The 26,043-nt window shown below is 30.0% G+C and carries 12 protein-coding genes; 10 read left to right on the forward strand and 2 right to left on the reverse strand.

Features of this window, described 5'->3' with window-relative positions:
* Positions 1-352 precede the first annotated feature (352 nt).
* The gene (locus DR024_RS03070; RefSeq protein WP_027096755.1) at positions 353-1,852 is read right to left on the reverse strand and encodes a hypothetical protein; all 1,500 of its coding nucleotides are present in this window, start codon (positions 1,850-1,852) and stop codon (positions 353-355) included.
* Between the two features lie 236 nt (positions 1,853-2,088).
* Here DR024_RS03070 and DR024_RS03075 point away from each other — a divergent pair, with 236 nt between their 5' ends.
* From DR024_RS03075 to DR024_RS03095, 5 genes are all read left to right on the forward strand, one after another.
* A complete protein-coding gene (locus tag DR024_RS03075) occupies positions 2,089-2,949 on the forward strand; it encodes a DUF3737 family protein (protein WP_027096754.1) in 861 nt (286 codons plus the stop codon).
* Positions 2,939-4,120 (forward strand): MalY/PatB family protein, encoded by a 1,182-nt coding sequence (locus DR024_RS03080; RefSeq protein ID WP_027096753.1) that lies wholly within the window; start codon positions 2,939-2,941, stop codon positions 4,118-4,120. The genes DR024_RS03075 and DR024_RS03080 overlap by 11 nt, the downstream gene beginning before the upstream one ends.
* A 36-nt stretch (positions 4,121-4,156) precedes the next feature.
* Positions 4,157-4,537, forward strand: a complete 381-nt coding sequence (gene gloA2, locus DR024_RS03085; protein ID WP_027096752.1) for an SMU1112c/YaeR family gloxylase I-like metalloprotein — start codon at positions 4,157-4,159, stop codon at positions 4,535-4,537.
* A gap of 42 nt (positions 4,538-4,579) precedes the next feature.
* Positions 4,580-5,926, forward strand: a complete 1,347-nt coding sequence (locus tag DR024_RS03090; protein WP_055183431.1) for an MATE family efflux transporter — start codon at positions 4,580-4,582, stop codon at positions 5,924-5,926.
* A 95-nt stretch (positions 5,927-6,021) separates the two neighbouring features.
* Positions 6,022-6,381, forward strand: coding sequence for a MerR family transcriptional regulator (locus tag DR024_RS03095; protein WP_027096750.1), 360 nt, complete (start codon positions 6,022-6,024; stop codon positions 6,379-6,381).
* 55 nt (positions 6,382-6,436) lie between these two features.
* Here DR024_RS03095 and DR024_RS03100 read toward each other — a convergent pair whose 3' ends face one another.
* Positions 6,437-10,735: a glycoside hydrolase family 2 TIM barrel-domain containing protein gene (locus DR024_RS03100; RefSeq protein WP_111918145.1), complete on the reverse strand. Its 4,299-nt coding sequence runs from the start codon at positions 10,733-10,735 to the stop codon at positions 6,437-6,439.
* A gap of 487 nt (positions 10,736-11,222) precedes the next feature.
* On the opposite strand from DR024_RS03100, the gene DR024_RS03105 reads away from it, so the two are divergent.
* From DR024_RS03105 to recQ, 5 genes are all read left to right on the forward strand, one after another.
* Positions 11,223-12,527, forward strand: coding sequence for a class II D-tagatose-bisphosphate aldolase, non-catalytic subunit (locus DR024_RS03105; protein WP_027096748.1), 1,305 nt, complete (start codon positions 11,223-11,225; stop codon positions 12,525-12,527).
* Positions 12,528-12,669: 142 nt separating this feature from the next.
* A complete protein-coding gene (locus DR024_RS03110; protein WP_070098147.1) occupies positions 12,670-17,892 on the forward strand; it encodes a discoidin domain-containing protein in 5,223 nt (1,740 codons plus the stop codon).
* A 419-nt stretch (positions 17,893-18,311) separates the two neighbouring features.
* A complete protein-coding gene (locus DR024_RS03115; protein ID WP_082422330.1) occupies positions 18,312-22,961 on the forward strand; it encodes a beta-N-acetylglucosaminidase domain-containing protein in 4,650 nt (1,549 codons plus the stop codon).
* Between the two features lie 54 nt (positions 22,962-23,015).
* On the forward strand, positions 23,016-23,471 hold the full coding sequence (locus tag DR024_RS03120) for a thioredoxin family protein (protein ID WP_055253373.1): 456 nt from the start codon (positions 23,016-23,018) through the stop codon (positions 23,469-23,471).
* An 82-nt stretch (positions 23,472-23,553) separates the two neighbouring features.
* On the forward strand, positions 23,554-25,992 hold the full coding sequence (recQ, locus tag DR024_RS03125) for a DNA helicase RecQ (protein ID WP_055253375.1): 2,439 nt from the start codon (positions 23,554-23,556) through the stop codon (positions 25,990-25,992).
* Positions 25,993-26,043: the final 51 nt, after the last annotated feature.

Raw genomic sequence — 26,043 nt, forward strand, 5'->3', positions numbered from 1 at the left:
AGAGGAGCAAATTTTAAGAAAAATAAGTATCACTGTGAAAAAGTGTGACAGTTTGAGAGAGAGCATTCTAATAGAATAGTTTTTATATTATACTTAAAGTGTAAATAAAGGATAATTTAGAATTTTATCTTCTATAGATTTGTTTTACAGACATAGAGTAATACTTTTGATTCTCCCAGGTGTAAAAGTTTATTCTCACTGAAATACTTTCGACTTTTTATATAAATATATAGAATATGTTTGAATTATCCTAAATGAGAGTGCTCCATTTAGAGGTGTATACTCTTACAAGTGGAGTTAATATTTATTTTGATGGTATGTAACAGGAAAAACAAATATTAACTCCACTTTCTTATAAGCTTTTTAAAAACTCTGATACTATCTTTTTATTTTTTAAAGTATCTGGTGTTTGTAAATATTTTTGGTTAAGTAAGTATGAAATAGAATTTATGAAATGAACATCGTTACACATTCTAACATTTGATAAATTATTATCAAAGAGAAATAAAAATTCATTTTTTTTACACCAATAACTTGCGTTAAGATTAGGAGAGGTTATTAAATCTGTACTTAAACAAATATTAAAGTTTTTAGTTTTTATAAGATAATCGGCTAATTCACTCATATGCTTTTTGAAAAGGTTTTTTGTGAGTTTTAAAGTTGGAGTGAGTTTAGTTTGATTATACGAATATATTACTTCATCTTGCTTAGAAAGCTTAACTAAGTAATCAATTGAATAAAAATTAATTTTATCTACATGAGTTAGTTCGAATGGTATATTATTTTTAAACTCTTTAAAAATATTCATATATTTCTCTATAACCTCATTAGATTCTAGAGAATTCTTAAGTATTTCATAGTATAAATCATCACTCATAAAATTAATTATAGGATAAGGACTAAAAAAATAACAGGTATTATTTTTTTTGATAACCTCTGGATATTCAGTGTAATTATTTAAATACATATTCTTTATACAAATATCTATCATATCGGTAATATCTATTAAGGAAAGTGTAGGGTAAGATTTTTCTAATATATTATTAGCGATACCTGTATAAAAATTTATAGTTATTGGATCTAAAAACATAGCTCCATATATCTCTGAGTTATTATTGTTTTGGTTGCGCATAGATAAATACATTCTTTTCTTTTCAAATATAAAAATTGAATATATATATGGACTTTCAAAAGTGTCTATAAAAGAAGAAGTAGTAGTATTTTTATGTGAAATTATATCGTAACAGTATAAAAATATTTTAGAACTATTCATATTTGAATGAACAAAATCTAGGGTGCATCCAATGTCTAACAAAGTTAGAATTTTTTCAATAAAAATAGGTCTATAAGTATTTGATTCTATAAGAGGATCAAATGATTTTGAAAGAATAAAAATAAGTTTTTGTTTAACTCCTTCCGCAAGTGCTAAATCTAACATATCTAATAAGGCTAATATTTCATTTTTTTCATCATTATATACGTGCATAGTTGATGTATATGTAGAGTATTCTGGTTTGATTGAGTTGCTAAAGTTTAGACTAGGATTATAATTTTCGTTAGTTAATATGAAGTTATTTATACATTTTCTCAAATAGTCGTCATTATTTGTTTTATTATTTTCATTTGGATATATACTTAAGAATAAATTTTCAAGTATATTAGAATTTAATTCAGCATTTCTTTGGATTAAAAATTCTATTACGTTCTCTATATAGCTGCTATTAGTAGATAAATGTCTGGAACCATTTTTCCATTTACTTACTAAGGTTCTATCAATATTTAAAAAATTTCCCATTTTAGTTGGTGAAACCCCTAATAAGTTTAACAAATAGCTTAATCCATTTTTAGTCATAAAGTCCTCCATTAAAGCGTCAAAATTACTAAAATCATGTGAAAGTTTATTATAATAATAGTAACTTGTCAACATTTATAAATTAAAGAATGTATGATTAATATTTATTACATTTTCACTTGACTTGGAGTTAACTCAAGATATTAAACTGTCTATAGAAGATATATTTGAAATATTGTAAAATAATAGGTGAATATTCAATAATCTTCTATTCGGCGAGAAAGGGATGAAGTTTAGTGAAGATAATCAATCAAGAGTTGCTAATGGGAGAGAGAGCATTATTTAAAAGCAGGGATTTAGAGGTTGTTAACTCTGTTTTTTGTGATGGTGAATCTCCTTTAAAGGAAAGTAGAAATATAAAAATTAGAGATTCTATTTTTAAGTGGAAGTATCCATTATGGTACTGTAAAGATATAAATGTAGATAATAGTACTTTGGTAGAAACTGCAAGGTCAGGAATTTGGTATACTCATAATATTAATATAAATAACAGTACTATTGAGTCACCAAAAACATTTAGGCGCTGTAAGAATATTGATTTAACAAATGTAAATATTCCTATAGCTACAGAAACACTTTGGAATTGTCAAGATATAATCCTTAATAATGTAAATGCAAAGGGCGATTATTTTGGAATGAATAGTGAAAATATAGTTATTAAAAATTTTAACCTTTCAGGAAATTATGCATTTGATGGGGCAAAGAATGTTGAAGTCTATAATTCTAGACTACTTTCTAAGGATGCTTTTTGGAATTGTGAAAATGTAACTGTTAATAATTCAGTAATTATTGGAGAGTATTTAGGGTGGAATTCTAAGAATTTAACTTTTATTGATTGTTTCATAGAAAGTAATCAAGGATTATGCTATGTAGAAAACCTTGTAATAAGGAATTCAAAAGTTATTAATACAGACTTGGCATTTGAGTATTCAACAGTTGATGCTGATATTACTACAAGGGTTGATAGTCTTAAAAATCCTATGGGGGGAAGAATTCATGCAAAGGGTATTGATGATTTAATAATGGATGATAAAGAGATATCTTCAATTAATACAAAAATTTTAGTTGATGAAGGAGGAGAAGAGAATGAAGTATAATTTTTCAAAGTTAACAAATAGATTTAATACTAATTCATTAAAGTGGGATGTTAATGATAATGAACTTCCAATGTGGGTAGCTGATATGGATTTTGAGACAGCACCTGAAATAAGAGAAGCTATTAGGAAAAAAGTTGATTTTGGTATATATGGATATACTATTATTCCAGATGAATACTATTTATCGATAAGTAATTGGTGGGAGAGAAGACACAATTTTAAAATAGAGAAGGAGTGGATTCTTTTTTGTACAGGAGTAGTTGCTGCTATATCCTCTATTGTAAGAAAGATGACTAGAGAAGGGGACAATGTACTTGTACAAGCACCTGTATATAATATTTTTTATAATTCCATTGTGAATAATAATAGAAAAGTGCTTTCAAGTGATTTATGTTTTGATGGAAAAGAGTATTCAATTGATTTTGAGGATTTAGAAAGAAAACTATCAGACCCAGCAACAACTTTAATGATTCTTTGTAACCCTCATAACCCAATTGGAAAGGTATGGTCAAAGGAAACATTGAAAAAGATAGGAGAGCTTTGTATAAAGTATAGTGTAATTGTAGTTTCAGATGAAATTCATTGTGATTTGACTTATGGTAATTCTTATATACCATTTGCATCTATTTCACCTGAAATAGCTCAAAATAGTATAACCTGTATTGCTCCAACTAAGACATTTAATTTAGCAGGAGTACAAGCTTCAAATATTATTGTTCTTAATGATGAAATTAGAAAAATGGTTAACAGGGGAATAAATACAGATGAAGTTGCAGAACCAAATGCTTTTGCAATAGAGGCTACAATTGCTGCATTTACAAAGGGAGAACCATGGTTAAATGAATTAATTGAATATTTAGCTGAAAATAAGAGAGTTGTACAAGAATTTATTTATAATGAGTTACCTAGTCTTAATATTATACATTCAGATGCAACTTATTTATTATGGATTGATTGTAGTAGTATAACAAAAGATAGTCTAGACTTTTGCAAGTTTATAAGAAAAGAAACAGGTCTTTATGTATCTAGTGGACACGTATATGGAAGTAATGGTGGGCATTTTATTAGAATGAATATTGCAAGTCAAAGAGAAAGAGTAGAAGATGGCTTAAGTAGACTTAAAGTTGGGGTTGATAAGTATATTGATAGGAATATAATGGGAAATTTATAGTAGTAAAAATCTATTAATGAGAGGAAGCAAAAGAAAATGAATTTAACTATGATACATCATATAGCTATTATTGTTAGTAATTACGAGAAATCAAAAGATTTCTATGTTAATAAGTTGGGTTTTCAAATATTACGTGAAAATTATAGGGAAGATAGAGGGGATTATAAGTTAGACCTTAAATTAGGAGAATGTGAATTAGAGATTTTTTCGGGAAAGAATAATCCTAAGAGACCATCATATCCAGAAGCTTGTGGATTAAGACATTTAGCCTTTAAGGTAGATGACATAGAAAAAGAAGTGGAAGAGTTGAAGTCTTTAGGTGTTGAAGTTGAACCTATAAGATTAGATGAGATTACTAATAAGAGGATGACATTTTTTCAAGACCCAGATGGGTTGCCACTAGAATTACATGAGTAGTATAAAGAGAAGGTTTCTAGGCAACTAAATAGGAGGGACAATATGTTAAGTTTAAATGTGGATTTATTAAAGGGAAGGATTTTAAGGTCTTTAATTATTTTTGCTATTCCACTTTTCATATCAAGTGTATTCCAGCAATTATATAATACAGTTGATGTTATGATTGTTGGAAATTACTTAGGGGATACATCATTAGCAGCTATAGGGGCTAGTGCAGCTGTATATGAACTTTTAGTAGGATTTTCCCTAGGTGTAGGGAATGGATTAAGTATTGTTACAGCAAGAAGCTTTGGATCAAATAATGAAGAGGAAGTTAAAAAATCAGTAGCGGGTTCATTAGTAATAGGTGTAGGGATAACAGTTTTAATAATGATAATAGCACAATTATTTTTATATCCTTTATTAGAGTTGTTGAATACTCCTTCAAATATTATAGAGGAATCATATTCTTATATTTATACTGTAACCATGTTTGTAGCTGTTATGTTTTTATATAACTTATGTTCAGGATTTTTAAGAGCAATAGGAAATAGCGTTATGCCTTTAGTGTTTCTTATTATTTCTTCTGTGTTAAATATAGGTTTAGATATTTTATTTATTACTCAGTTCAATATGGGGATAAAAGGAGCAGCAGTTGCAACTGTTATTGCACAAGGAATTTCAGGAGTGTTATGTATTATATATATTTTCTTAAAGTGTCCAATCCTTATTCCAAAGAAAGAACATTTTAAGTTTGATAAGGAACTATATAAGGAATTATTGGGACAAGGGTTATCCATGGGAATTATGCTTATGATAGTTTCTGCAGGAACAGTTATATTACAAACTGCTATTAATAATTTAGGATACTTAATAATTGCAGGACATACAGCGGCCCGTAAGTTAAATAGTTTTTGCATGATACCTGTATCATCACTAGCAATGAGTTTATCAACTTTTGTATCCCAAAATAAAGGGGCTAATCAAGGTAAGAGAATAAGAGAAGCTGTAAGATATGCAAATATAATATCAATTGGGTGGGGAATATTTATTACAATAGTTTTATTTTTTATTGCACCAACTTTAATGAGAGTTTTATCAGGCTCAACCGAAGCAGTAGTTATAGATAATGGGGTAAAATACTTATTGTGGAATTCACCATTCTATGCCGTTTTAGGTATATTATTAAATCTAAGAAATTCACTACAGGGAATTGGAGAAAAAGTACTTCCACTTGTATCTAGTGTTATAGAGTTTTTAGGTAAGATAGTATTTGTTATTTTATTAATTCCAACCCTAGAGTATTTTGGAGTAATTCTATGTGAGCCGATAATTTGGTGTTGTATGTGTGCACAACTTGTATATTCATTCTATAGGAATCCATATATAAGAGAATTTAAAATAAATTGATTTTAAGTGGAATCCATAATACTCCAATTTTTAATATATATTGACTTAGAGTTAACTCTAAGTGATATAATTCAGTTATTGGGAGGTGGTTGGGGATGACAATTACAGAAGTAAGTAAAAAGTATGATCTTTCACAGGATACGTTACGCTATTATGAACGTATTGGATTGATTCCAACAGTTAATCGTAATAAGAGTGGAATAAGAGATTATACAGATGAGGATTGTAAGTGGGTAGAGTTTATTAAATGTATGAGAGGGGCGGGACTTCCAATTGAAGTATTAATTGAGTATGTGGCATTATTTCAAGAGGGAGAGTCGACTATCCAAGCACGAAAAGAAATATTAATTGACCAAAGAGAAAAGCTTCTTGCAAGAATGGAAGAGATGCAAAAGACTCTTGAACGTCTTAATTTTAAGATATCTAGATATGAAAATTCAGTTGTTAAAAAATAAAAATAAACCTCCAATTGATTAATCATATGGAGGTTTATTCTTTGTTTATAAATTATTATTTTATTTTTCTCTTTTTAGAGCTTAAGACAAGGGAACCACCAGCTAAAGCTAATATTCCAGCTAAAGTAGAAATATTAGAAGGATCTGAAGTTTTTGTTGGATTACTAGTTGATGGTTTGCTTGTATCATTTGGCTTATTTGGCTTAGGAGCATTTGGATTTGTTGGTTCAGGATTTGGAGTAGGTTCTTTAAGTTTTTCAAATTTTGGTATCAATTTTATATTTTCATTTACTATAAATGTGTAAGTTGTTTTATCACTTAAAAGATTACCGTTTTCATCGAACCATCCAACAAATTTATAACCTCCATTAGCAGTAGCAACTAAAGTGGCTTCATCGCCTTTAGTATAAGTACCTGCTCCTGATACAGAACCGCCTTCTACAGTCTCTATAATTACATCATGTTTTGGTAGTACATAGTTTATTGTATATATATTTTCACTACCATCCTCAGCTTTAACTATTATAACTGATTTGTTACCACTAATAGGTAATACAGTAACTGAAGAGTTATCATCAGAATTAGCTATAGCTTCAACCCTTTCAGGTAAAGCTTCTAAATCAATAGTGTATTCATTAGTTTCAGGATTAAATCCTTCTAATTCTTGTCCATCAAGTAAAATTGAAGAAAGTTTATTTCCAGTTTTTAAGATTTCTTGAGGTACATATTCATATACATTTACCTCAGTAAGACCAATGCACTTACCCACTTCAGGTTGTTGCATATAAATACGAATACTATCAGTATTTATTACTTCATCAAGTCTATATGTTGTTTCACCAACAGAATAAGAAACTTCAGTTGTATTAGTATGATTTACAATTTTGTAGTTACCATCTTCATCCCTATAGCTAATTTCAACTTTACTTGGAATTCGTGAAAATGCATTGTCAGTAAATAGCCACATATCTAGACGATCTATTTTGTATTTATTTTTCCAGTCAAATTGTATATATGCACCTTTTGGTTCGCCATTTTCCTCAGTCAAATTACGTTCATTCCAGTTAGTCCAACGTTCAGCTTCAAGAGAACCATTATTAGTAGTTCCATTATTAATAGAATTTAAATTATCAGAAACTGATTTGCAGCTTTGAGAAAGTTTTGGAACATCATTATTTTCTGAGTTATTTATAGCTAAGTTTCGAGCTGCCTTTAAAGCCGGAACTATACGAACACTAGCTGTTACAGGATAAGTTTTACCAAGTAACTCTACAGTACCATTTACTTTTACAATTGTATTTTCTTTAGTAAAATCAACACCATCTAAATCCCAATTTACAGCAAGTTCTTCAGATTTAGAACCATTTGCATAATATCCATAAACTGTTTTTGGAAGTGATGGGGCAGTACCAGCGTATGTGAAGGTAGATAGATTAGCTATAGAAGCTATTTCTCCAATAACATGTACATTAACAACTACTGCAACATCAGTTCCTTCTAAAGTTCCAGTGACTTTAAAAATTTGTGGGGTATTTAATTGGTTCTCATCATAGTTATTCCAAATAATATTGAATGTAGAAGTAGTTCCATCACTAAAACGACCATTTACTGTTTTAGGTAGAGTTGGGGTTTCTCCTACATTTACATAGTAGTTCTTTACTATATCATAAGATTCTAAATATTTATCATCTGAAGCTTGGTTTTCTGTTGTAATACTTATAGATTGTTCTTGTAGCCCTTCACCAGAAACAGTAAGATTCATTGAACCGGTATCTTTTGTAGATTGAACTATAACTAAAGCTTTTCCACTAAATGCTTTTCTTGTAGCTGTTGAATCAGTGGTAGGCTTATAGGAAGTAGTATCAACAGGATTACCATTATCAATACCAACTATTTTACCATTACCTTCAAGTTTGAAGTTTAATGTGTTAGAAGCACCAGAAGCAAAATTACCATTTTCATCAACTAAATCAACAGTGATATAAGATAAATCATATTCATTAGAAGCAATTGTTGTTTTATCTGCGCTTAATTTTGTTGTAGTAGGAGTACTGTAGGTAGTAACTGTATTTCTACCTTTTGTATCAGTAATTAAATTACCTTGCTTATCATATGCCTTTGCAGTTAGAGTACCAGGAGCATAAGCAACGTTAAATGATGGATACAATGAACCATTATCAAATGTTTGATATTTATATCCAGCAGGTGTTACATGTTCAGTTGCAGTGGCCTCTCCAACCTTATTACCATTTAAGTATAATTCAACTTTATAAGCATCAGTAAATACATCAACTTGTACATTTCCATTTTCAATTACGATATCTTCTTTATTCCATGTAGGTAAAACATGAAGAGTATTAACATCCTTATTCCATTGACTTTGATATAAATAGTAGATATCTTTTTCAAAACCAGCAGTGTCAACTATACCAAAGTAACTGGATTTAGGTGCAGGACCTTTACCTCCATTTACTTGTCCAGGATTAACACCATTCCATGGAGTAGGTTCTCCAATATAGTCAAAGCCAGTCCAAACAAATTCACCAGCATTGTAATCATTTTTTATTGTATATTTCCAAGCATTACTTGCGGAATGTCCCCAACCTACTTTTGTACTATCATTATCATATTCTGATATTTGATTATTAGCATGGTCTATTCCTTTAGTTTTGTAGTATCCTCTGCTATGAACGGCACTACTTGTTTCTGAGCCATAAAGAATCCAGTCAGGATGGTTATTTCTTTGAGTGTTAAATTGATTTTCGTTTGCATAGTTAAAGCCAACAATACCATCATTTTTATTTACTACTTCTGAGATAGCGTTAGCATTACTATCACCATTCTTGGTTCTATTATCACCAATTGTAACAGGTCTAGTTGAGTCTTCAGATTTAATCCAAGTGATAATATCTTGTGCAATATCAGTATAATCAGAAGAATTTCCACCTATACCTTCTAAAACTTCATTACCAATTGACCACATGATTACAGATGGACTATTCTTTGAACTTTTAACCATTGTTCTGGCTTCAAATTCTCCCCATGTCATGTTAGAGTTACCATTTATAATTTTATTATCTTCATCAATGCTTTCTCTGAAGTATTTAGAAAAGTCATTTACATTACCATTCTTAGGATTTGTCCAAGTATCAAATGCTTCATTTATAACTAAAAGTCCTAATTTATCACATATTTCAAGTAGCATTTCACTGGCAGGATTATGAGATACACGTATTGCATTTGCACCCATTTCTTTCATAATGCGCATTTGACGTTCAACAGCATAATAGTTTGAGGCTGCTCCAAGAGCACCTTGGTCATGATGCATGCAAACACCTTGAAGTTTCATATTTTCACCATTTAGTGAGAAGCCTGTGTCTCTATCAAATGCATAATATCTAAATCCAAAATCAGTTAATGTAGTGTCTACAACTTTATTTTCAACTATAACTTCAGTTTTTACTTTATACATAGTAGGATTATCTACAGACCATAGAGTAGGCTTGTTCACTATAACAGTTTGTTCAAAATCAACACTTGTATTAACTTGAACAACTTTTTTATCACTTACAGGGATGCTGACTTCTTTTCCATCCTTATTAATAATAGTAGTTTTAAGAGTTACCTCTGAATCAGAAAGAGACTCATTTTCTATAGTTGTTTTAACGTTTACATCAACGCTGCCAGACTTTTGATTTTCAAGCTTTGGAGTTGTAACAGTTGTACCTAAGTACCCAACATGAATTGGATCAGTTACACTTAAAGTTACATCACGATAAATACCGCTACCTGAATACCATCTACTACTAGGAGTAGGGTTTGATACTTTTACAGATATAACGTTTTCGGTGATGCCATCACAAATTAATTCATCAGTTATATCAAAAGCAAAGGCTGTATATCCATAATTATGAGAACCTAGTTTTTTACCATTTACATAAACTTCTGCATTCATGTAAATACCGTCAAAATTTAAGGTAAAGTCTTTTCCGTTAAATTTTTCGGGAACTACGAAATGTTTACGATACCATCCAGTACCTCCAAGTAAGAATCCGCTTTCTGCCTCCCCTTGTACTGTAAATTCATCTTCAATGCTCCAATCATGAGGAAGATTTAAAACTCTCCAAGACGAATCATTAAAATTAGTTTCACTTGCACCTGAGGGGTTACCCTTAAAGAATTTCCAATTTTGATTGAATAGGGTTGAACGTTCTCCATCTTTGATGAAGCCTACAGATACAGTTTCAGCTTCTTGGGTCTGTTTTGTTTGTGCAAATGCAGTTGTGGGAGATAATGAGAAAAGCATTCCTAAAGCAAGCACAAAAGAACATCTTTTTTTTGTACATGGTTTCATTTTAGAACCTCCTTATAGAAAAATAAAATATATAGATATTGCTTTTATTTCTAAGAAATAAGTAGCAATATACAAAACAAAATACAAATTTTATAAGTGGGTTTAGTGTTGTTATAAATGTAGAGATAAGTTTTATCAGTAAGTAGTGCATATGTTTGTGGATATATATTGAATTTATATTTATAAAAATATTTTTAGATTAAAATTAAGATTAAAATTAAGATTAAAATTAATAGATGCTTAAATTATAAAATTTAAATTATATAAAGTACATACAAAATTCTTTGATGTTAAAAAAGTAAATCGAAGAATTTTAATAGTTTTACAAAATAGGGGATAAAAACAAAAAGTGTAAAAGGTAAACTAATTTGTCCATTTGAAAGGAAAAGAAGATGTGATATAAATTATATCAAGAGGTATGGAAAAATATCCCTTGAATTTATTTGAAAGACAAGCTATAAGCTTTGTACTTAAAAAGGAGGTATATATGCATAAAATACAACAAATTATAAGTAATTACAAGAATGGAATACATGATGGGATAGTATCTGTATGTTGCTCAAATAAATTTGTAATTGAAGCAGCTATGGATAAGTTAAGAGATAAGGATATAGCACTACTAGTTGAAGCAACTGCAAATCAAGTAGATCAATTTGGTGGATATACAGGAATGAAACCATCAGAATATAGAAGATTTATTTTAGAACTTTGTAAGAAAAATAATTTTCCAGAAGATAGGGTAGTATTAGGGGGAGATCACTTAGGTCCATTAACTTGGAGAGATATAGATCCAGAGCAAGCTATGGAAAATGCTAAGGAGTTAATAAGACAATATGTAATGGCTGGATTTACTAAAATTCATATAGATACAAGTATGAAGATAAAGGGTGATTCAGAAAATAATGATTTTGGTGATGAAATAATAGCTGATAGGGCAGGTATATTATGTAGTGTGGCAGAAAGTGCTTATAAAGAATTGATTAAAGAAAATAAGGATGCCATTCATCCTATTTATGTAATAGGAAGTGAAGTTCCAATACCTGGCGGTGCAGAAGGGGAAGAAGAGGGAATAAGTGTTACAAAGGTTGAAAACTTCAAAACAACTATTGAAACATTTAAGGAAGCTTTTAAGAGGCATAATGTTGAGAGTGCATTTGATTATGTTGTGGCAGTAGTGGTACAACCTGGGGTTGAGTTTAGTTCGGAAACTGTATGTGAATATGATAGGGAAAAAGCAAAAAAGTTATCTGAAGCTATTAAGGAATATGATTCTATATTATTTGAAGCACATTCTACTGATTACCAAACTAAGTATGCTTTAAGAGAAATGGTTGAGGATGGATTTGTAATACTTAAAGTTGGTCCAGAATTAACATTTGGTTTTAGAGAAGGAGCTTTTGCATTAAATTGTATTGAAGAAGAGCTATTACAGTATAATGATAAATTCGAATTATCAAGATTTAGAGAAATACTAGATTTTGAAATGGTTAAAGATTCAAGGCAATGGGAAAAGCATTATGTTGGATCTGGTAGGAAAGTAAAGTTAGAAAGAAAGTATAGTTTGTCGGATAGATGTAGGTATTATATGCCAAATGAAGAAGTTGATTTTGCTTTAAATAAGATGCTTGATAATCTATCAAAAGTGGACATTCCATTACCATTAATAAGTCAGTATCTTCCTAATCAATATAGGTTAATTAGAGAGGGCAAATTGGAGAATACTCCTATAGAGCTATTAAAAAGCAAAATAGGAGAATACATTGATGATTATTTATATGCAATCAGGAAGTAGAAAGAAGACTTTTTGATAGGAGCTTATGTCTAAAACATATATAATACTAATCTTTTAAAGCTAGTATTATATATGTTTAAAATACATGAAATTAAGGGGGGAGGCTTAGGTATTAGAATATAAAATTAAGGAGGAGGTTTATGTGTTAAAAAGAAAAAATAAGTATGACTTTTTAAAGAGACTTGCAGGATTATGTTTACCAATATGTATGGCTGTAACACTTGTTCCACCAAGTATCGTATCTGCTGCTAGTAATAGTGAAACAATTGCGTTATTAGAATCAGAAATATCACGATTGGGGCTAGAGTCTATAGGAAAAGTTACTGAAATTAAAAAGGACAAGGATGTAGTAAACATTAGATTGTCTACAGGAGAGTCTATAAGAATTAACTTCTTAGAGGATAATGTATTTAGATTATACATGGATCCAAAAGGGGAATTCCAAGAGTATCCAACGCCTAATGCAGAAGACCATACTACAAAAATAATTGATAAAGAGTTAGATGAGTATAAGTCTGAATATGGAGTTATTGATGTAAATGTTGATGATTCTGATAGTAAGGTTTATAAAATATCTACAAATTCAATTGAATTAAGAATAGATAAAGAAACATCTATTATGGAACTATATGATAAGGTAAATGATAAAGTTGTTTGGTCAGAAGCAAAACCACTTATGTATTCTGATAAAAAAACAGTACAAACATTAAAAACTAAGAATGAGGAGTATTTCTATGGTGGAGGACAACAAAATGGTTATTTCTCTCATAAGAATACTTCAATAAATATTGCAATTGGAGGAGGATGGGATGCAGGTGCAGCATCAAGTCCATCACCATTTTATATAAGTACTGAAGGGTATGGAGTAATGCGTAATACTTTTAAGCCTGGAAAGTATGATTTTTTTGAAGAAGCAACTTTATCGCATGATGAAGGAAGATTTGATGCATACTATTTTGTAGGGGGGAATGTACCAAATGTAATTGAAAGTTATACAGAGCTTACAGGAAGACCAGCAATGATGCCTGAGTATGGATTTTATTTAGGACATGCAGATTGTTTTAATGGTAAGCATAATGGACTTGGAGATAACAGAGAACTTTTAGGTAAAGGATTAGATACACTTAAGAGTTATGGTACAAACGATATGCCTCTTGGATGGTTCTTACCAAATGATGGCTATGGCTGTGGCTATGGTGGCTTAGATAATTTAGAAAAGTTTGTGAATGCTGCTAAAGAGGAAAACGTTAACGTAGGATTATGGACTCAAAGTAATTTATATCCAGATGAAAGCTTACCAGAAGATAGTCCATTACGTCGTGACTTAGATGGTGAAGTAAAAGCTGGTATTAGAGCAATAAAAACAGATGTTGCATGGGTTGGCCATGGTTATTCAATGGCTTTAAATGCAACAAGGCAAGCAGCTGAAGGTATTGAGAAAGAAGAGAATTCAGGTGGAGCACGTCCATTTGTAATTTCATTAGATGGATGGGCAGGAACTCAAAGATATGCAGGATTATGGTCTGGAGACCAGTATGGAGGAAATTGGGAATACATTAGAATGCACATTCCAACTTATATTGGTGCTGGATTATCAGGAAACCCTAACGTAGGATCAGATATGGATGGAATATTTGGAGGAGCACCAGTAATTCAAACACGTGATTTCCAATGGAAAGCGTTTACGCCTATACAAATTGATATGGATGGATGGGCAGGAACTAGTAACAAGAAGACTCCTTGGAACTATGGAGAACCATATGCATCAATTAATAGAATGTATTTAAAATTAAAGGCAGAAATGATGCCATATATTTATACAAATGCAGCTGAATCATCAAAAACTGGATTACCTATGGTAAGAGCTATGATGTTAGAATATCCAGATGATCCATATACTTACGGTACTCAAACACAATACCAATACATGTGGGGACCCAATTTATTAGTTGCTCCTGTATATAACGAAGAAGATAACAATAATAATGTAAGAAATGGAATATATCTTCCTGATGAAGATCAAATTTGGATTGATTATTTTACTGGAGAACAATACAAAGGTGGACAAGTAATTAATAATTTTGATGCTCCACTATGGAAAGCACCTGTATTTGTTAAGAACGGTGCAATAATTCCTATGGCTCCAGAAAACAATTCAATTAATGAACTTGATGGTTCTGAAAATAGAATATTTGATGTGTATCCATCAGGATCTACAGAATTTACTATGTATGAAGATGATGGAAAAACAATTGATTATAAGGAAGGGAAGAACACAACAACAAAAGTTACCTCAGAAGTTGCAGGAAACTCAGTAAAGGTTATTGTAAATAGAGCAGAGGGCCAAGGATATGAAGGAATGGTTGCTAATAGAGGTACAGAAGTAATAATAAATACTCGTAAGGCACCAGAAAAAGTTACTGTAAAAGTTGGAGGGAAAAATGTAGAATTAACTCCAGTTACATCTGAAGAAGCTTATAATAATGGAGAAAATGTATACTTCTATAATGAAAAACCAAACTTAAATAAATATTCAACAGAAGGTTCAGAATTTGCTAAACAAGAAATTATAACTTCTCCGAAGTTGTATGTTAAAGTTGGTAAAACAGATATAACTAAGAATTCAGTGGAAGTAAATGTAGATGGGTTTGATAATACTCAAATAAAAGAAGAAGTTGATTCAGAAATACCATCAGTACCAACTAATTTAGTGGCTCAAGATGAAAATATTACTGATACTGCTATAACATTAAATTGGAATAAAGTTAATGGAGAAAATGTTTCATATGACTTAATGATAGATGGAACTATTTATAGTAATATTTTTAGCAATACTAATGGCGAAGAACCTTTCTTTACACATAAGGATTTAACTCAAGATACAGCCCATACTTATAGAGTAAGAGCTACAAATACTAAGGGTTCATCTGAGTGGAGTAAAGAATTAACAGTAAAAACAAAGCTAGATAGGTATAGAAATGTTCCTAAAAATATGACTGCAACTGCAGATAGTTATCAGCCAGGAAGTGGTCCTGAAAATGCTGTTGATGGAAAGGATAATACTCAATGGCATACAGAATGGGGAACTGGAAATGTCTTACCTCATACATTTACTATTGATATGAAGTTAGCATATCAATTAGATAAATTTGAGTATACACCAAGACAAGATTCAGGTAATGGAACTATTACAAAGTATGATTTAGATGTAAGTTTAGATGGAAAAACTTATGTAAATATAGTTAAAGATGGCAAGTGGGATAGAAGTGCAGATGTGAAAACAGTTGATTTTGGTAAGAATGTGTATGCTAGATATATAAAACTAACTATAAAAGAAGCTGTAGGTGGTTTTGGTAGTGCTCAAGAATTTAGACCTTACATGGTAGATGGAACAAAAGGTCAAGTTGTTGGCGAAAATATACCAAATGGCGTAATTGATGATGATGACTTAACCTTTTTTGCAAGTTATATGGGTGTTAATAAGGAGGATACAGCATGGGATCAAGTATCTAAGGTTGATATAAACTACAATGGTGTAATAGATGCTTATGACCTAGCTTATGTAGCAGGACAACTTGGAGAGTCTCCATTAGTACCAACAGGTATTGAAATGAAGGGAGTATTAAATATAAAACCAAGTAAAAAGGAATTAAAATCAGGGGAAGAGTTTACTATAGAAGTAATAGGACAAGGATTACAAGATATTAATGCATTTAACTTGGAAATGATTTTAGATCCTCATAAGTATGAAGTTGTAAAAGAATGTAATGCAGACGGAACTTGTGGAACAACTGTTGTTAGTCCAACAGAAGCAACAGATAATATGCTTAATTACTCAATACTTGCAGGAGTAGGAAAGCCACAACAACGTATATTTGCAGCCTTCTCAAATAAAGGAAATGGAAAAACTTTAAATGGAAGTAATGTATTAGCTAAGATTAAGTTAAAAGCTAAACAAGATATTACTTTTGATATGGAAATTTCAGACTCCTTATTGGTAGACACAAGCTTTAATGTTATCACTAAGAAAGGAATTGTATTAGATCCAGATACTGAGATTCCAGAAGAAAAGCCAGAATATATAAAATTGACTAATGAAGATATGACTGTTTCTGGTGATGGAAGTATGATGCAAGGTGGAGATGCTGCATTTGAAAAGCTTATTGATGGAGTAGTTAGTGAAGACTCTTTAGCAGAACTTATATGGAACAATACAGAAGAGAGTGGTAAGAAACTACCTTTATCAGTAGATTTTAAATTTAATAAGCCACAATCAATTAGTAATATTACAGTATTTAATAGACCACAGTATACAAATGGTAAAATTAAAAAGTTATCTATAAAAGGATTTGGTATTGATGGAACTGAATATGATTTAGGAACAAAGACAGTAGAGCCAAATGAAGCTTATGTTAAATTCGATATAGATCCAATAAATGAATTAAGCAAGGTTCAAGTAGTATTTGAAGAATCCCATAGTGGTCCATTAATGCTATCTGTAGCAGAAGTTGAATTTATTGCTAAGACAAATAATGAACCAGAAAAACCAAGTGTTGATAAAACAGCTCTTGAAAATAAGATAAAAGAAGCAGAAGCTATAGACTTAAGTAAATATACAGATGAAACTGTAAATGTATTTAAGGAAAAATTGAATGATGCAAAAGCTGTAAGAGATAATGCTACTGCAACACAAGAAGCTGTAAATAATGCATTAAAAGCATTAAATGATTCAATATCAGGTCTTAAAGAAAGACCAGTAGAACCAAGTGTTGATAAAACAGCTCTTGAAAATAAGATAAAAGAAGCAGAAGCTATAGACTTAAGTAAATATACAGATGAAACTGTAAATGTATTTAAGGAAAAGTTAAATGATGCAAAAGCTGTAAGAGATGATGCAAAGGCAACACAAGAAGCTGTAAATAATGCATTACAGTCACTAAATGACTCAATAGCAGGCCTTGAAGAAAAGCCAGTAGAGCCAAGTGTTGATAAAACAGCTCTTGAAAATAAGATAAAAGAAGCAGAAGCTATAGACTTAAGTAAATATACAGATGAAACTGTAAATGAATTTAGTGAAAAGTTATCAATAGCAAAAGAGGTTTTAGCCAATGTGGCTTCAACTCAAGATGAAGTTAACAAAGCTTTAGAGGATTTAAATAAAGCAATTGATAATTTAGAGGTTAAAGAAGAGTCAGCTAAGCCTTCAAATCCATCAAAACCTTCAAATCCATCAGGGGATAATAGTGATGGTGAAACTGTTAAGACTGGTGATACACAAGGAAGTAAAATACTTTTATTTGGATCATTAGCTGTAATTGCAGGAATAGCTGGTGTATATTTTAGAAAGAAAAAGATAGTGGAATAGGAAAACTTCTTTAAATAAATGATCCTTGAATAAGAAGTTATAGAAAAGAGCTTCCTTATAATAAAAGAATTATAAGGAGGTTCTTTTTATTAAGAGAAGGTATATGATTTTATAGTATTGAATATTTGTCCAAAATAAAAAGTATAAAATTTTAACTTATTTATGCAATGTAAAAAAATCCCATGTATGATATAAATTTTATTATAGGTATTATACAAATAAACTATGCCTAAATACTTAACAAATACTACTTCTTAAAGATAGTATTGTCTAAGAGTAAAATATATAGGAATAAGGAGGTGTTGATTTTAAGAAGAAAAAACAATGTTAAAGTAAGAGTCTTACTCTATGATACAAGTACAATCAGGTATTGAGATTAAAGTAAACCCATAAAAATAAAAAGAAAGGAGAAGAGTGGTATGATAAGAAAATCAAAAAGATATTTATCTGCAATGATTATAGGTGTTATGGTGATATCTAATATGCTAGGTGCAATAAGTGTATCAGCTGAAACTAGTGATATAAAAGTAACAGCTATTGAAAAGGTTAATACTGACTATGAGATATATCCTTCACCACAGAGTGTAGAATATGAAGAAGGAAGTTTTAATTTTGGTAGTGATGTAAACGTTGTTTATGAGAAAGGGATAGATAATTATACTAAGTCTAGACTTGAAGATGAGATACTAAAAGCTCATAGCATTTCTTATGAAGTTTCAGATTCAAACCAAATTATAAATGGAAAAACTAATATTTTAGTAGGGGTTTATGGTTCTGGTGAAGCTGTTGATAGGTATGCAGAGAAATATACTTTATTAACAGAAAATCTTTTTAGTAAAACAGATTCTTATTTTTTAGTATCTGATAATAATGTTATTACTGTTCTTGGAAAAGATACAGATTCTGCATTTTATGGATTAACAACTTTATATCATATATTTAATCAAGTAACTGATAATGAAATAAGAAACTTTAAAATAGAAGATTATGCAAATGTAGTAACTCGTGGGTTTATAGAAGGTTACTATGGAAATCCTTGGTCAGTTCAAGATAGAGCAGATCTTATGACTTATGGTGGATATTATAAGTTAAATGCTTATTTTTATGCGCCAAAGGATGATCCAAAACATAGAGTTCAATGGCGTTCGCTATATACTGAAGATGAGCTTAAGTGGATCAAACAATTAGCAGATGCAGGTAATGCTTCTAAATGTAGATTTGTTTATGGAATTCATCCATTTCCAGGAAATGATGCTTTTGGAATAGGAAAAGATGAAGCTGGATATCAGAAGGATTTAGTGGATTTAAAATCTAAACTTAAGCAAGTTATTGATCAAGGGGTTAGACAAGTTGCCATATTGGCAGATGATTTTGCTAATCCAGGTGGAGAACTAGGTCTTAGATTAGTAAATGATATAACTAATTGGTTAGAAAATGAAGTAAAGCTTGAATATCCTGATATGAAAACTACATTACCATATGTTCCTTATGATTATATGGGGAATGGATCAGGTGCTGAGTTTACATCTTTAAAAGAAGCACCAGAAAATGTACAACTTGTACAAACAGGCGGAAGGATATGGGGAGAAGTAACTCAAAATTTCTCTCAAACATTTAAGAATAACACAGGTAGATCCCCATATTATTGGATTAATTGGCCATGTTCTGATAATTCAAAGAGCCATTTAATAATGGGAGGTAATGATACATTCTTACATCCAGGTGTTGATCCAACACTTATAGAAGGAATAATGTTAAACCCAATGCAGCAATCAGAAGCAAATAAATCAGCTCTATTTGCAGTTGCAGATTATTCATGGAATATATGGAAGACAAAGGAGCAAGCAGATAAGAACTGGAATGATTCTTTTAAATATATGGATCATAATACAGCAATAGAGACAGAAGCTTCAGCTGCTTTGCGTGAAATAAGTAAACACATGATAAATCAAAATATGGACAATCGTGTTACAGCATTACAAGAATCTATTGAATTAGCTCCAAAATTAAAGGCTTTTAAGGAAAAGTGTGATTCTGGAGTTAATGTTAAAGAGGATGCATTATTATTAATAGAGGAATTTACAAAAATTAAAGATGCAGCTAATTATTATAAGAGTAATCCAGGAAATAGAAAAACAAGAGACCAAATTATTTATTGGTTAAATTGTTGGGAAGATACAACAACTGCAGCAATTGAATACTTAAAAGCTATTATTGCAAATGAAGAGGATAATAGAAGTGAATTATGGTCTCATTATTCAGAAGCTCAATCGTCACTGGAGAAATCAAAAACTTATGGATTTAATTATGTAGACCATACAGAATATGCAGAAGTAGGTGTTCAACATATTGTACCTTTTATAAACAATATGCAATCTTTTTTATCTCCAATAGTTTCTGGTATAGTTGATCCATCTAAGGTTATCACTACAGTTATAACTAATAGAACTGATACTCCAACAGGAGATTTAAATAATATTTTGGATAATAATCCTTCTACAGAAATTGTTTACAAGAATCCGAATACAATATCAGAAGGAACTTACATTGGAGTTAAATATAATAAAGTAATTAATATTAAAGATATAGAATTCTCCTTAGGAGCTATTTCAAATCCAAATGATACAATGCAAGAAGCTAAGATTCAATACACATTAGACGGGAAAAGTTGGTTAGATTTAGAACAAGGCAAACTCTATTCTATGCCACAAAAAATTGTTATAGATGGATTAAACTTAGATGCAATGGGAATTCGTGTTACTGCAACTAAATCTAGAGTCAATACTTGGTTTGGAATTAAAGATATTACAGTTAATAAAGAGAATATTGTAGAGCAACCAGATATTAATCCAACTGTAATAAGAACTTCAACTTGGAAAGGAATTTATTCAGGTAGTGAGTCTAATTTATTTGATGGTGATGATTCTACAGATGTTTGGTATAAAACTAATGATGGAGATATGACTTATGCTGGAGATTTCGTTGGAGTTGATTTGGGAAGAGTAATTCCAATTGGAAAGGTTAGATTTGTACTTGGAAGAAGTGGTTCATCTGATAAATGGAGTAATTATAAACTAGAGTATTCAACAGATAATTTAAATTGGACAAAGTTTAAAGAATATAGTGGTAAAGATTCTGGACAAGATGTTATTGAGGAAAACTTTGATGGAAAAGAAGCTAGATATATTAGATTAACTAATGAAGTAGACCTTCATAAGTGGATAATATTATCAGAAATCAGTGTTGAAAAGCATGGCGCAGATGCATCAACAAAAAATGTTTATACTAATACTAATTTAGAACTTTTATCAACTTTTGAAAATGAGGGATTAACTAAATTAAATCCGAAAGAGAATATAATATTACATGCAAAGGAATATATAGGAGTTAAATTAAATAGGATTAAAGATTTAAGTGAAATTTTAGTAGAGGTATCAAATGAAGATGGCTTAAGTTTACAAACATCTATGAATGGAGTAGAGTGGACCAATATAACAATGAATGATAATAGTAAATTACAGGATGCTAGATATGTAAGATTATTAGCTAGTAAGGATGTAATATTTAATTTAAATAAATTTGAAGTTAAATCTAACGAAATATATGAACCATCTTTAGAATCAACATTTACTAAAATTAATGGTAAAGTTAGAAGTATATTTGATAAAAACTTTAGTACTTCAGTATCATTTGATGCATCCCCAATAAAAGATGGAAGTATAGTATTTGATTTGGGTCAAACAATTGATGTGAAGAACCTTACTTATGCTGTGCTAGATACAGAAAAAGATTATTTAAGAGATGCTAAATTCCAAATATCTAATGATGGTGAAAGTTGGACAGATGTAATTACTATTGGTGATGGAAAAGAGAATGATAATAGTGATATAAACTCTAAACCAGTTGAAGCTGGATATTCTCATGGAGATAGCACAACAATAGTACCAATTTCCCATGCTTTTGTAAGGGGAGAGTTGGATACAAGTAAAGAAGCTAGGTATTTAAGAATATTGTTTACTGCAGATTATAAGTATAGATGGGTTAAAATAAGTGAAATTTTAATAAATGATGGCGAATATATTTCAACTATTAATGACCCAACTTATATATCAAATCCAATAGAGTTAGAAGGATTTTCACCAAGAAATATAAATGATGGAGATTTAACTACAGCATATAAGCCAAATACAAATAGTGATAAAATAAAATCAGGAAGTTTAACTTATCGTTTATCTGAAAAGACTGATGTTAAGAAGATAAATATTGTTCAAGGTGGAAATTCTATATCAAATGCAAAGGTTATGGTTAGAACAGGATATAATGAATATGGAGAAGCTATTTGGAATGAGCTTGGAATTTTAAATAAAAGCTTAACTGAACTTGTAAATACTAAGTATGATAATATTTTTGAAATTAGGATTGATTGGCAAGGTATAGCTCCTACTATATATGAAATAGTAACAATAAATGACTATAATGTTCCTGATATAACTGATTTGGAAGAATTAGTGGCATCTTCTAATAAATATGTAGAAGAAAATTATACAAAAGCAAGTTATGGTAAATTTATAGAAGCATTAGAAAAAGCAAAAGATATATTAAACGACTTAGCAAGTGTATCTCAAGATGATATAGATAATGCTAAATTAAATTTAATAAATTCAATTACAGAATTAGTTAATATTAAGGATTTAGTGGATGTAATTAATAGAGCAAATTCTATTATTGAAAGCAATGTAGAATATACAGAAGAAACTATACAAGCACTTAAAGAGGAATTAAATAATGCAAAAACTGTATTAAATAATGAATATGCTGCACAAGAAGAGGTAGATAATGTATTAAAAGCATTAGATGATTCCATAAAAGCTCTTGAGAAAAAAACAGTAGATCCAAGTGTTGACAAAGAAGAACCATCAAAACCTTCAAATCCATCAGGGGATAATAGTGATGGTGAAACTGTTAAGACTGGTGATACACAAGGAAGTAAAATACTTTTATTTGGATCATTAGTTGTAATTGCAGGATTAGCTAGTCTATATTTTAGAAAGAAAAAGACAGTAGAATAAAATTAGAGGAGGATAGCATAGTATCCTCCTTTTATACATAATGGAGGAGTATTTATGAAGAAATTTATTTTTATATCACTATCTATATGTTTAATGTTTGGAGCTATAGCATGTACTAATAATGATATTGAGGATAAAAAAGAAACACAGAATGTAGAAACAGTTGAAGAATTAAATTTTAAGAGTGTATCGGTATTTGAAATATCAAATTTAATAAAAGAAAATAAGGATAAAATAATATATTTTTCAAGAAAAACATGTGATAGATGTCTTCAACTAGATGAAAATCTGAAGGAAGTATTAGATAAGAATTCACAAGAAAAAATATATTTATTTGATACAGATAAAGCTAGAAACGAAAATAATGAATTAATGAAGGAAATATTAAAAGAAGTAAAAGTTGAAAGCGTTCCAACAATAATATACTTTGAAGGAAATATTGAAAAGGATAGATATGATACATTAGGAGGAGTAGATGAGTTAAAAGGGTGGTTTAATGGAAAGCTATAAGTATTTTTAGTATAGTAGTATAATAAGAGATTAAGAGGAAATGAATTAAAATAAGACATAGTATGAGAGTAGGGGAATAGTATTGGCCATTAATAAATTAGAAATATTAGAAAAATACTTTGGATATAAGAGTTTTAGAAGAGGACAGGAAAAAATAATAGATGAGATATTAAAAGGAAATGATGCGCTTGCTATTATGCCAACAGGGGGAGGGAAGTCACTTTGTTACCAAATTCCAGCTTTAATGTTAGATGGGATAACAATAGTAATTTCACCTCTTATATCTCTTATGAAAGACCAAGTGGATACATTAAATTCAGTAGGTCTTAACTCGGCATTTTTAAATAGTTCTTTGTCTACCTATGAGTTTAATGAGGTTATAAATGGAATTGTAAATAATAAATATAAAATTATATATGTTGCGCCTGAAAGACTAAACTCAAATGAATTTATTACAGTTATAGCTCAAATGAAGATAGCTCAAGTAGCCATTGATGAAGCTCACTGTGTGTCTCAATGGGGACATGATTTTAGGGTTAGTTATAAAGGGATTTCAACATTTATTGCTAAGCTTGTAGATAGACCAATAATAACAGCATTTACAGCTACAGCATCTGAAGAAGTAAGAAATGATATTATAAATTTATTAAAACTTAGGGAACCTAAGATATTTGTTACTGGATTTGATAGGGAGAACTTAAGAATAAACATTGTTAAGGGCTCAGATAAAAAGAAGTTTTTAGTTAACTACATTAAAAATAATCCTAAAGATTCAGGGATAATATATGCTGCTACAAGAAAAGAAGTTGAGAGTATATATGACTTATTAAAGAAAAATAAGATTAGCGTTGGAAAATATCACGCTGGTTTATCAAATGATGAAAGAATAAAAAGTCAGGAAGAGTTTATAAATGATGATACCAATATAATAGTTGCAACAAATGCTTTTGGAATGGGTATTGATAAGCCTAACATAAGGTATGTTATTCATTATAATATGCCTAAGAATATTGAGGGGTATTATCAAGAGATAGGAAGAGCTGGTAGAGATGGTGAACCAAGTGAGTGTATTATGCTTTTTTCACCAGCAGATGTTATTACTCAAAAATATTTAATTGAAGTAAGTACAGAAGACCCTTTAAGAAAGAACAAACAATATAAAAAGCTTCAACAAATGATGAGTTTAGTTTATATAAATAGTTGCTATAGAAAATATATTTTGGATTATTTTGGTGATACCTATGAAGGCGAATGTGATAATTGTAGTAACTGTTTAAATAAAGGTGAGGTTAGGGATAAAACTATAGATGCTCAAAAAGTTATATCCTGTATTCATAAAATGAAAAGAAGTTTTGGAGTTGGTATGATAGTAGATGTTCTTAGAGGTTCTAAGAATAAAAAACTTTTAAATCTAGGATTTAATGAATTAAGTACTTATGGAATAATGAAAGAATACTCTAGTGATGGGTTAAAGGAGTTTATTAATATTTTAATTGCTCATGGATATTTAGAAGTAAATGAGGAGTTTTCTACAGTTGCTTTAAATAATTTATCTTATAAGGTTGTAAAAGGAGAAATTAAAGTTCTATTAAAGGATGTTAATATTGAAAGTAATAGAGTAGAAATTAATGATTTGTTTGATAAGTTATCTTTATTAAGACGTGAAATAGCACAAGAGGAAAAGAAGGCTCCATATATGATATTTGGTGATGGAACCTTAAGAGAGATGAGTATTAAGTATCCTATAGATAAAGAGGAAATGCTTAAGATATCTGGTGTTGGAGAAATTAAGTATGAAAGATATGGAGAAAGATTTATAGAAATTATTAAGGAGTATGTTATAGCTAATAATATAAAAAAGGAAGTAGCTATAGATAATAAAGAGACTGAAGAAATAGAAGATGATTATTTTGAAGTTAATAGTGATAAAGAATTATTAGAAAGACTTATTAAATTAAGAGAAGGCTTTGCAAATAAGCTAAACCTTCCTGTATCAATGATTTTAAGTAAAAATACCTTAAAAGAGATAAGTGGACGTTATCCCAATACCCTAGATAAGCTTAAGGATATAGGAGGAATTGGGCCAAAGAAAATAGAGGGATATGGTGATTCAATAATTGAAGAAGTAGATAATTATATTATTGAAAAGGGTCTTAATCCTACTTGGAAAGAGAAGAAGAGAAAGAAGCTTATTATAGATGGAGAAACTAGAAGTGCATCAGAAATAACCTTAGATAGACTTAATATGTGTGAGGAAATAGAAAGTGTATCAGAAGATATGGAAATATCAATTTCAACAATCCTTGGATATGTTACAGATTATATAAAGTCTACTGGTGATAACAGTATAAAAATAGATTTAGATAAATACTACAATAAAGAGGATGAAGAAATAATATTAAATGCTATAAATAAACATGGAATAGATAAAATTCAAGTTATTAAAAAATCTTTACCAGATTATATTAAATATGAGTGTATTAGAGCTGTAATATTAAAAAGAAAAATAATGCAAGAGTAATTATAGGCTAATGATAAAAATATCATTGGCTTTTGTATTGACTTAGAGTTC

The organism is Clostridium paraputrificum (assembly GCF_900447045.1).
GTDB classification, from domain to species: domain Bacteria; phylum Bacillota; class Clostridia; order Clostridiales; family Clostridiaceae; genus Clostridium; species Clostridium paraputrificum.

Bases quoted from the DNA above. Each gene is read 5' to 3' on its own strand.
- DR024_RS03070 (WP_027096755.1), bottom strand. From the start codon at position 1,852: ATGACTAAAAATGGATTAAGCTATTTGTTAAACTTATTAGGGGTTTCA.
- DR024_RS03080 (WP_027096753.1), top strand. From the start codon at position 2,939: ATGAAGTATAATTTTTCAAAGTTAACAAATAGATTTAATACTAATTCA.
- gloA2 (WP_027096752.1), top strand. From the start codon at position 4,157: ATGAATTTAACTATGATACATCATATAGCTATTATTGTTAGTAATTAC.
- DR024_RS03090 (WP_055183431.1), top strand. From the start codon at position 4,580: ATGTTAAGTTTAAATGTGGATTTATTAAAGGGAAGGATTTTAAGGTCT.
- DR024_RS03095 (WP_027096750.1), top strand. From the start codon at position 6,022: ATGACAATTACAGAAGTAAGTAAAAAGTATGATCTTTCACAGGATACG.
- DR024_RS03100 (WP_111918145.1), bottom strand. From the start codon at position 10,735: ATGAAACCATGTACAAAAAAAAGATGTTCTTTTGTGCTTGCTTTAGGA.
- DR024_RS03105 (WP_027096748.1), top strand. From the start codon at position 11,223: ATGCATAAAATACAACAAATTATAAGTAATTACAAGAATGGAATACAT.
- DR024_RS03115 (WP_082422330.1), top strand. From the start codon at position 18,312: ATGATAAGAAAATCAAAAAGATATTTATCTGCAATGATTATAGGTGTT.
- DR024_RS03120 (WP_055253373.1), top strand. From the start codon at position 23,016: ATGAAGAAATTTATTTTTATATCACTATCTATATGTTTAATGTTTGGA.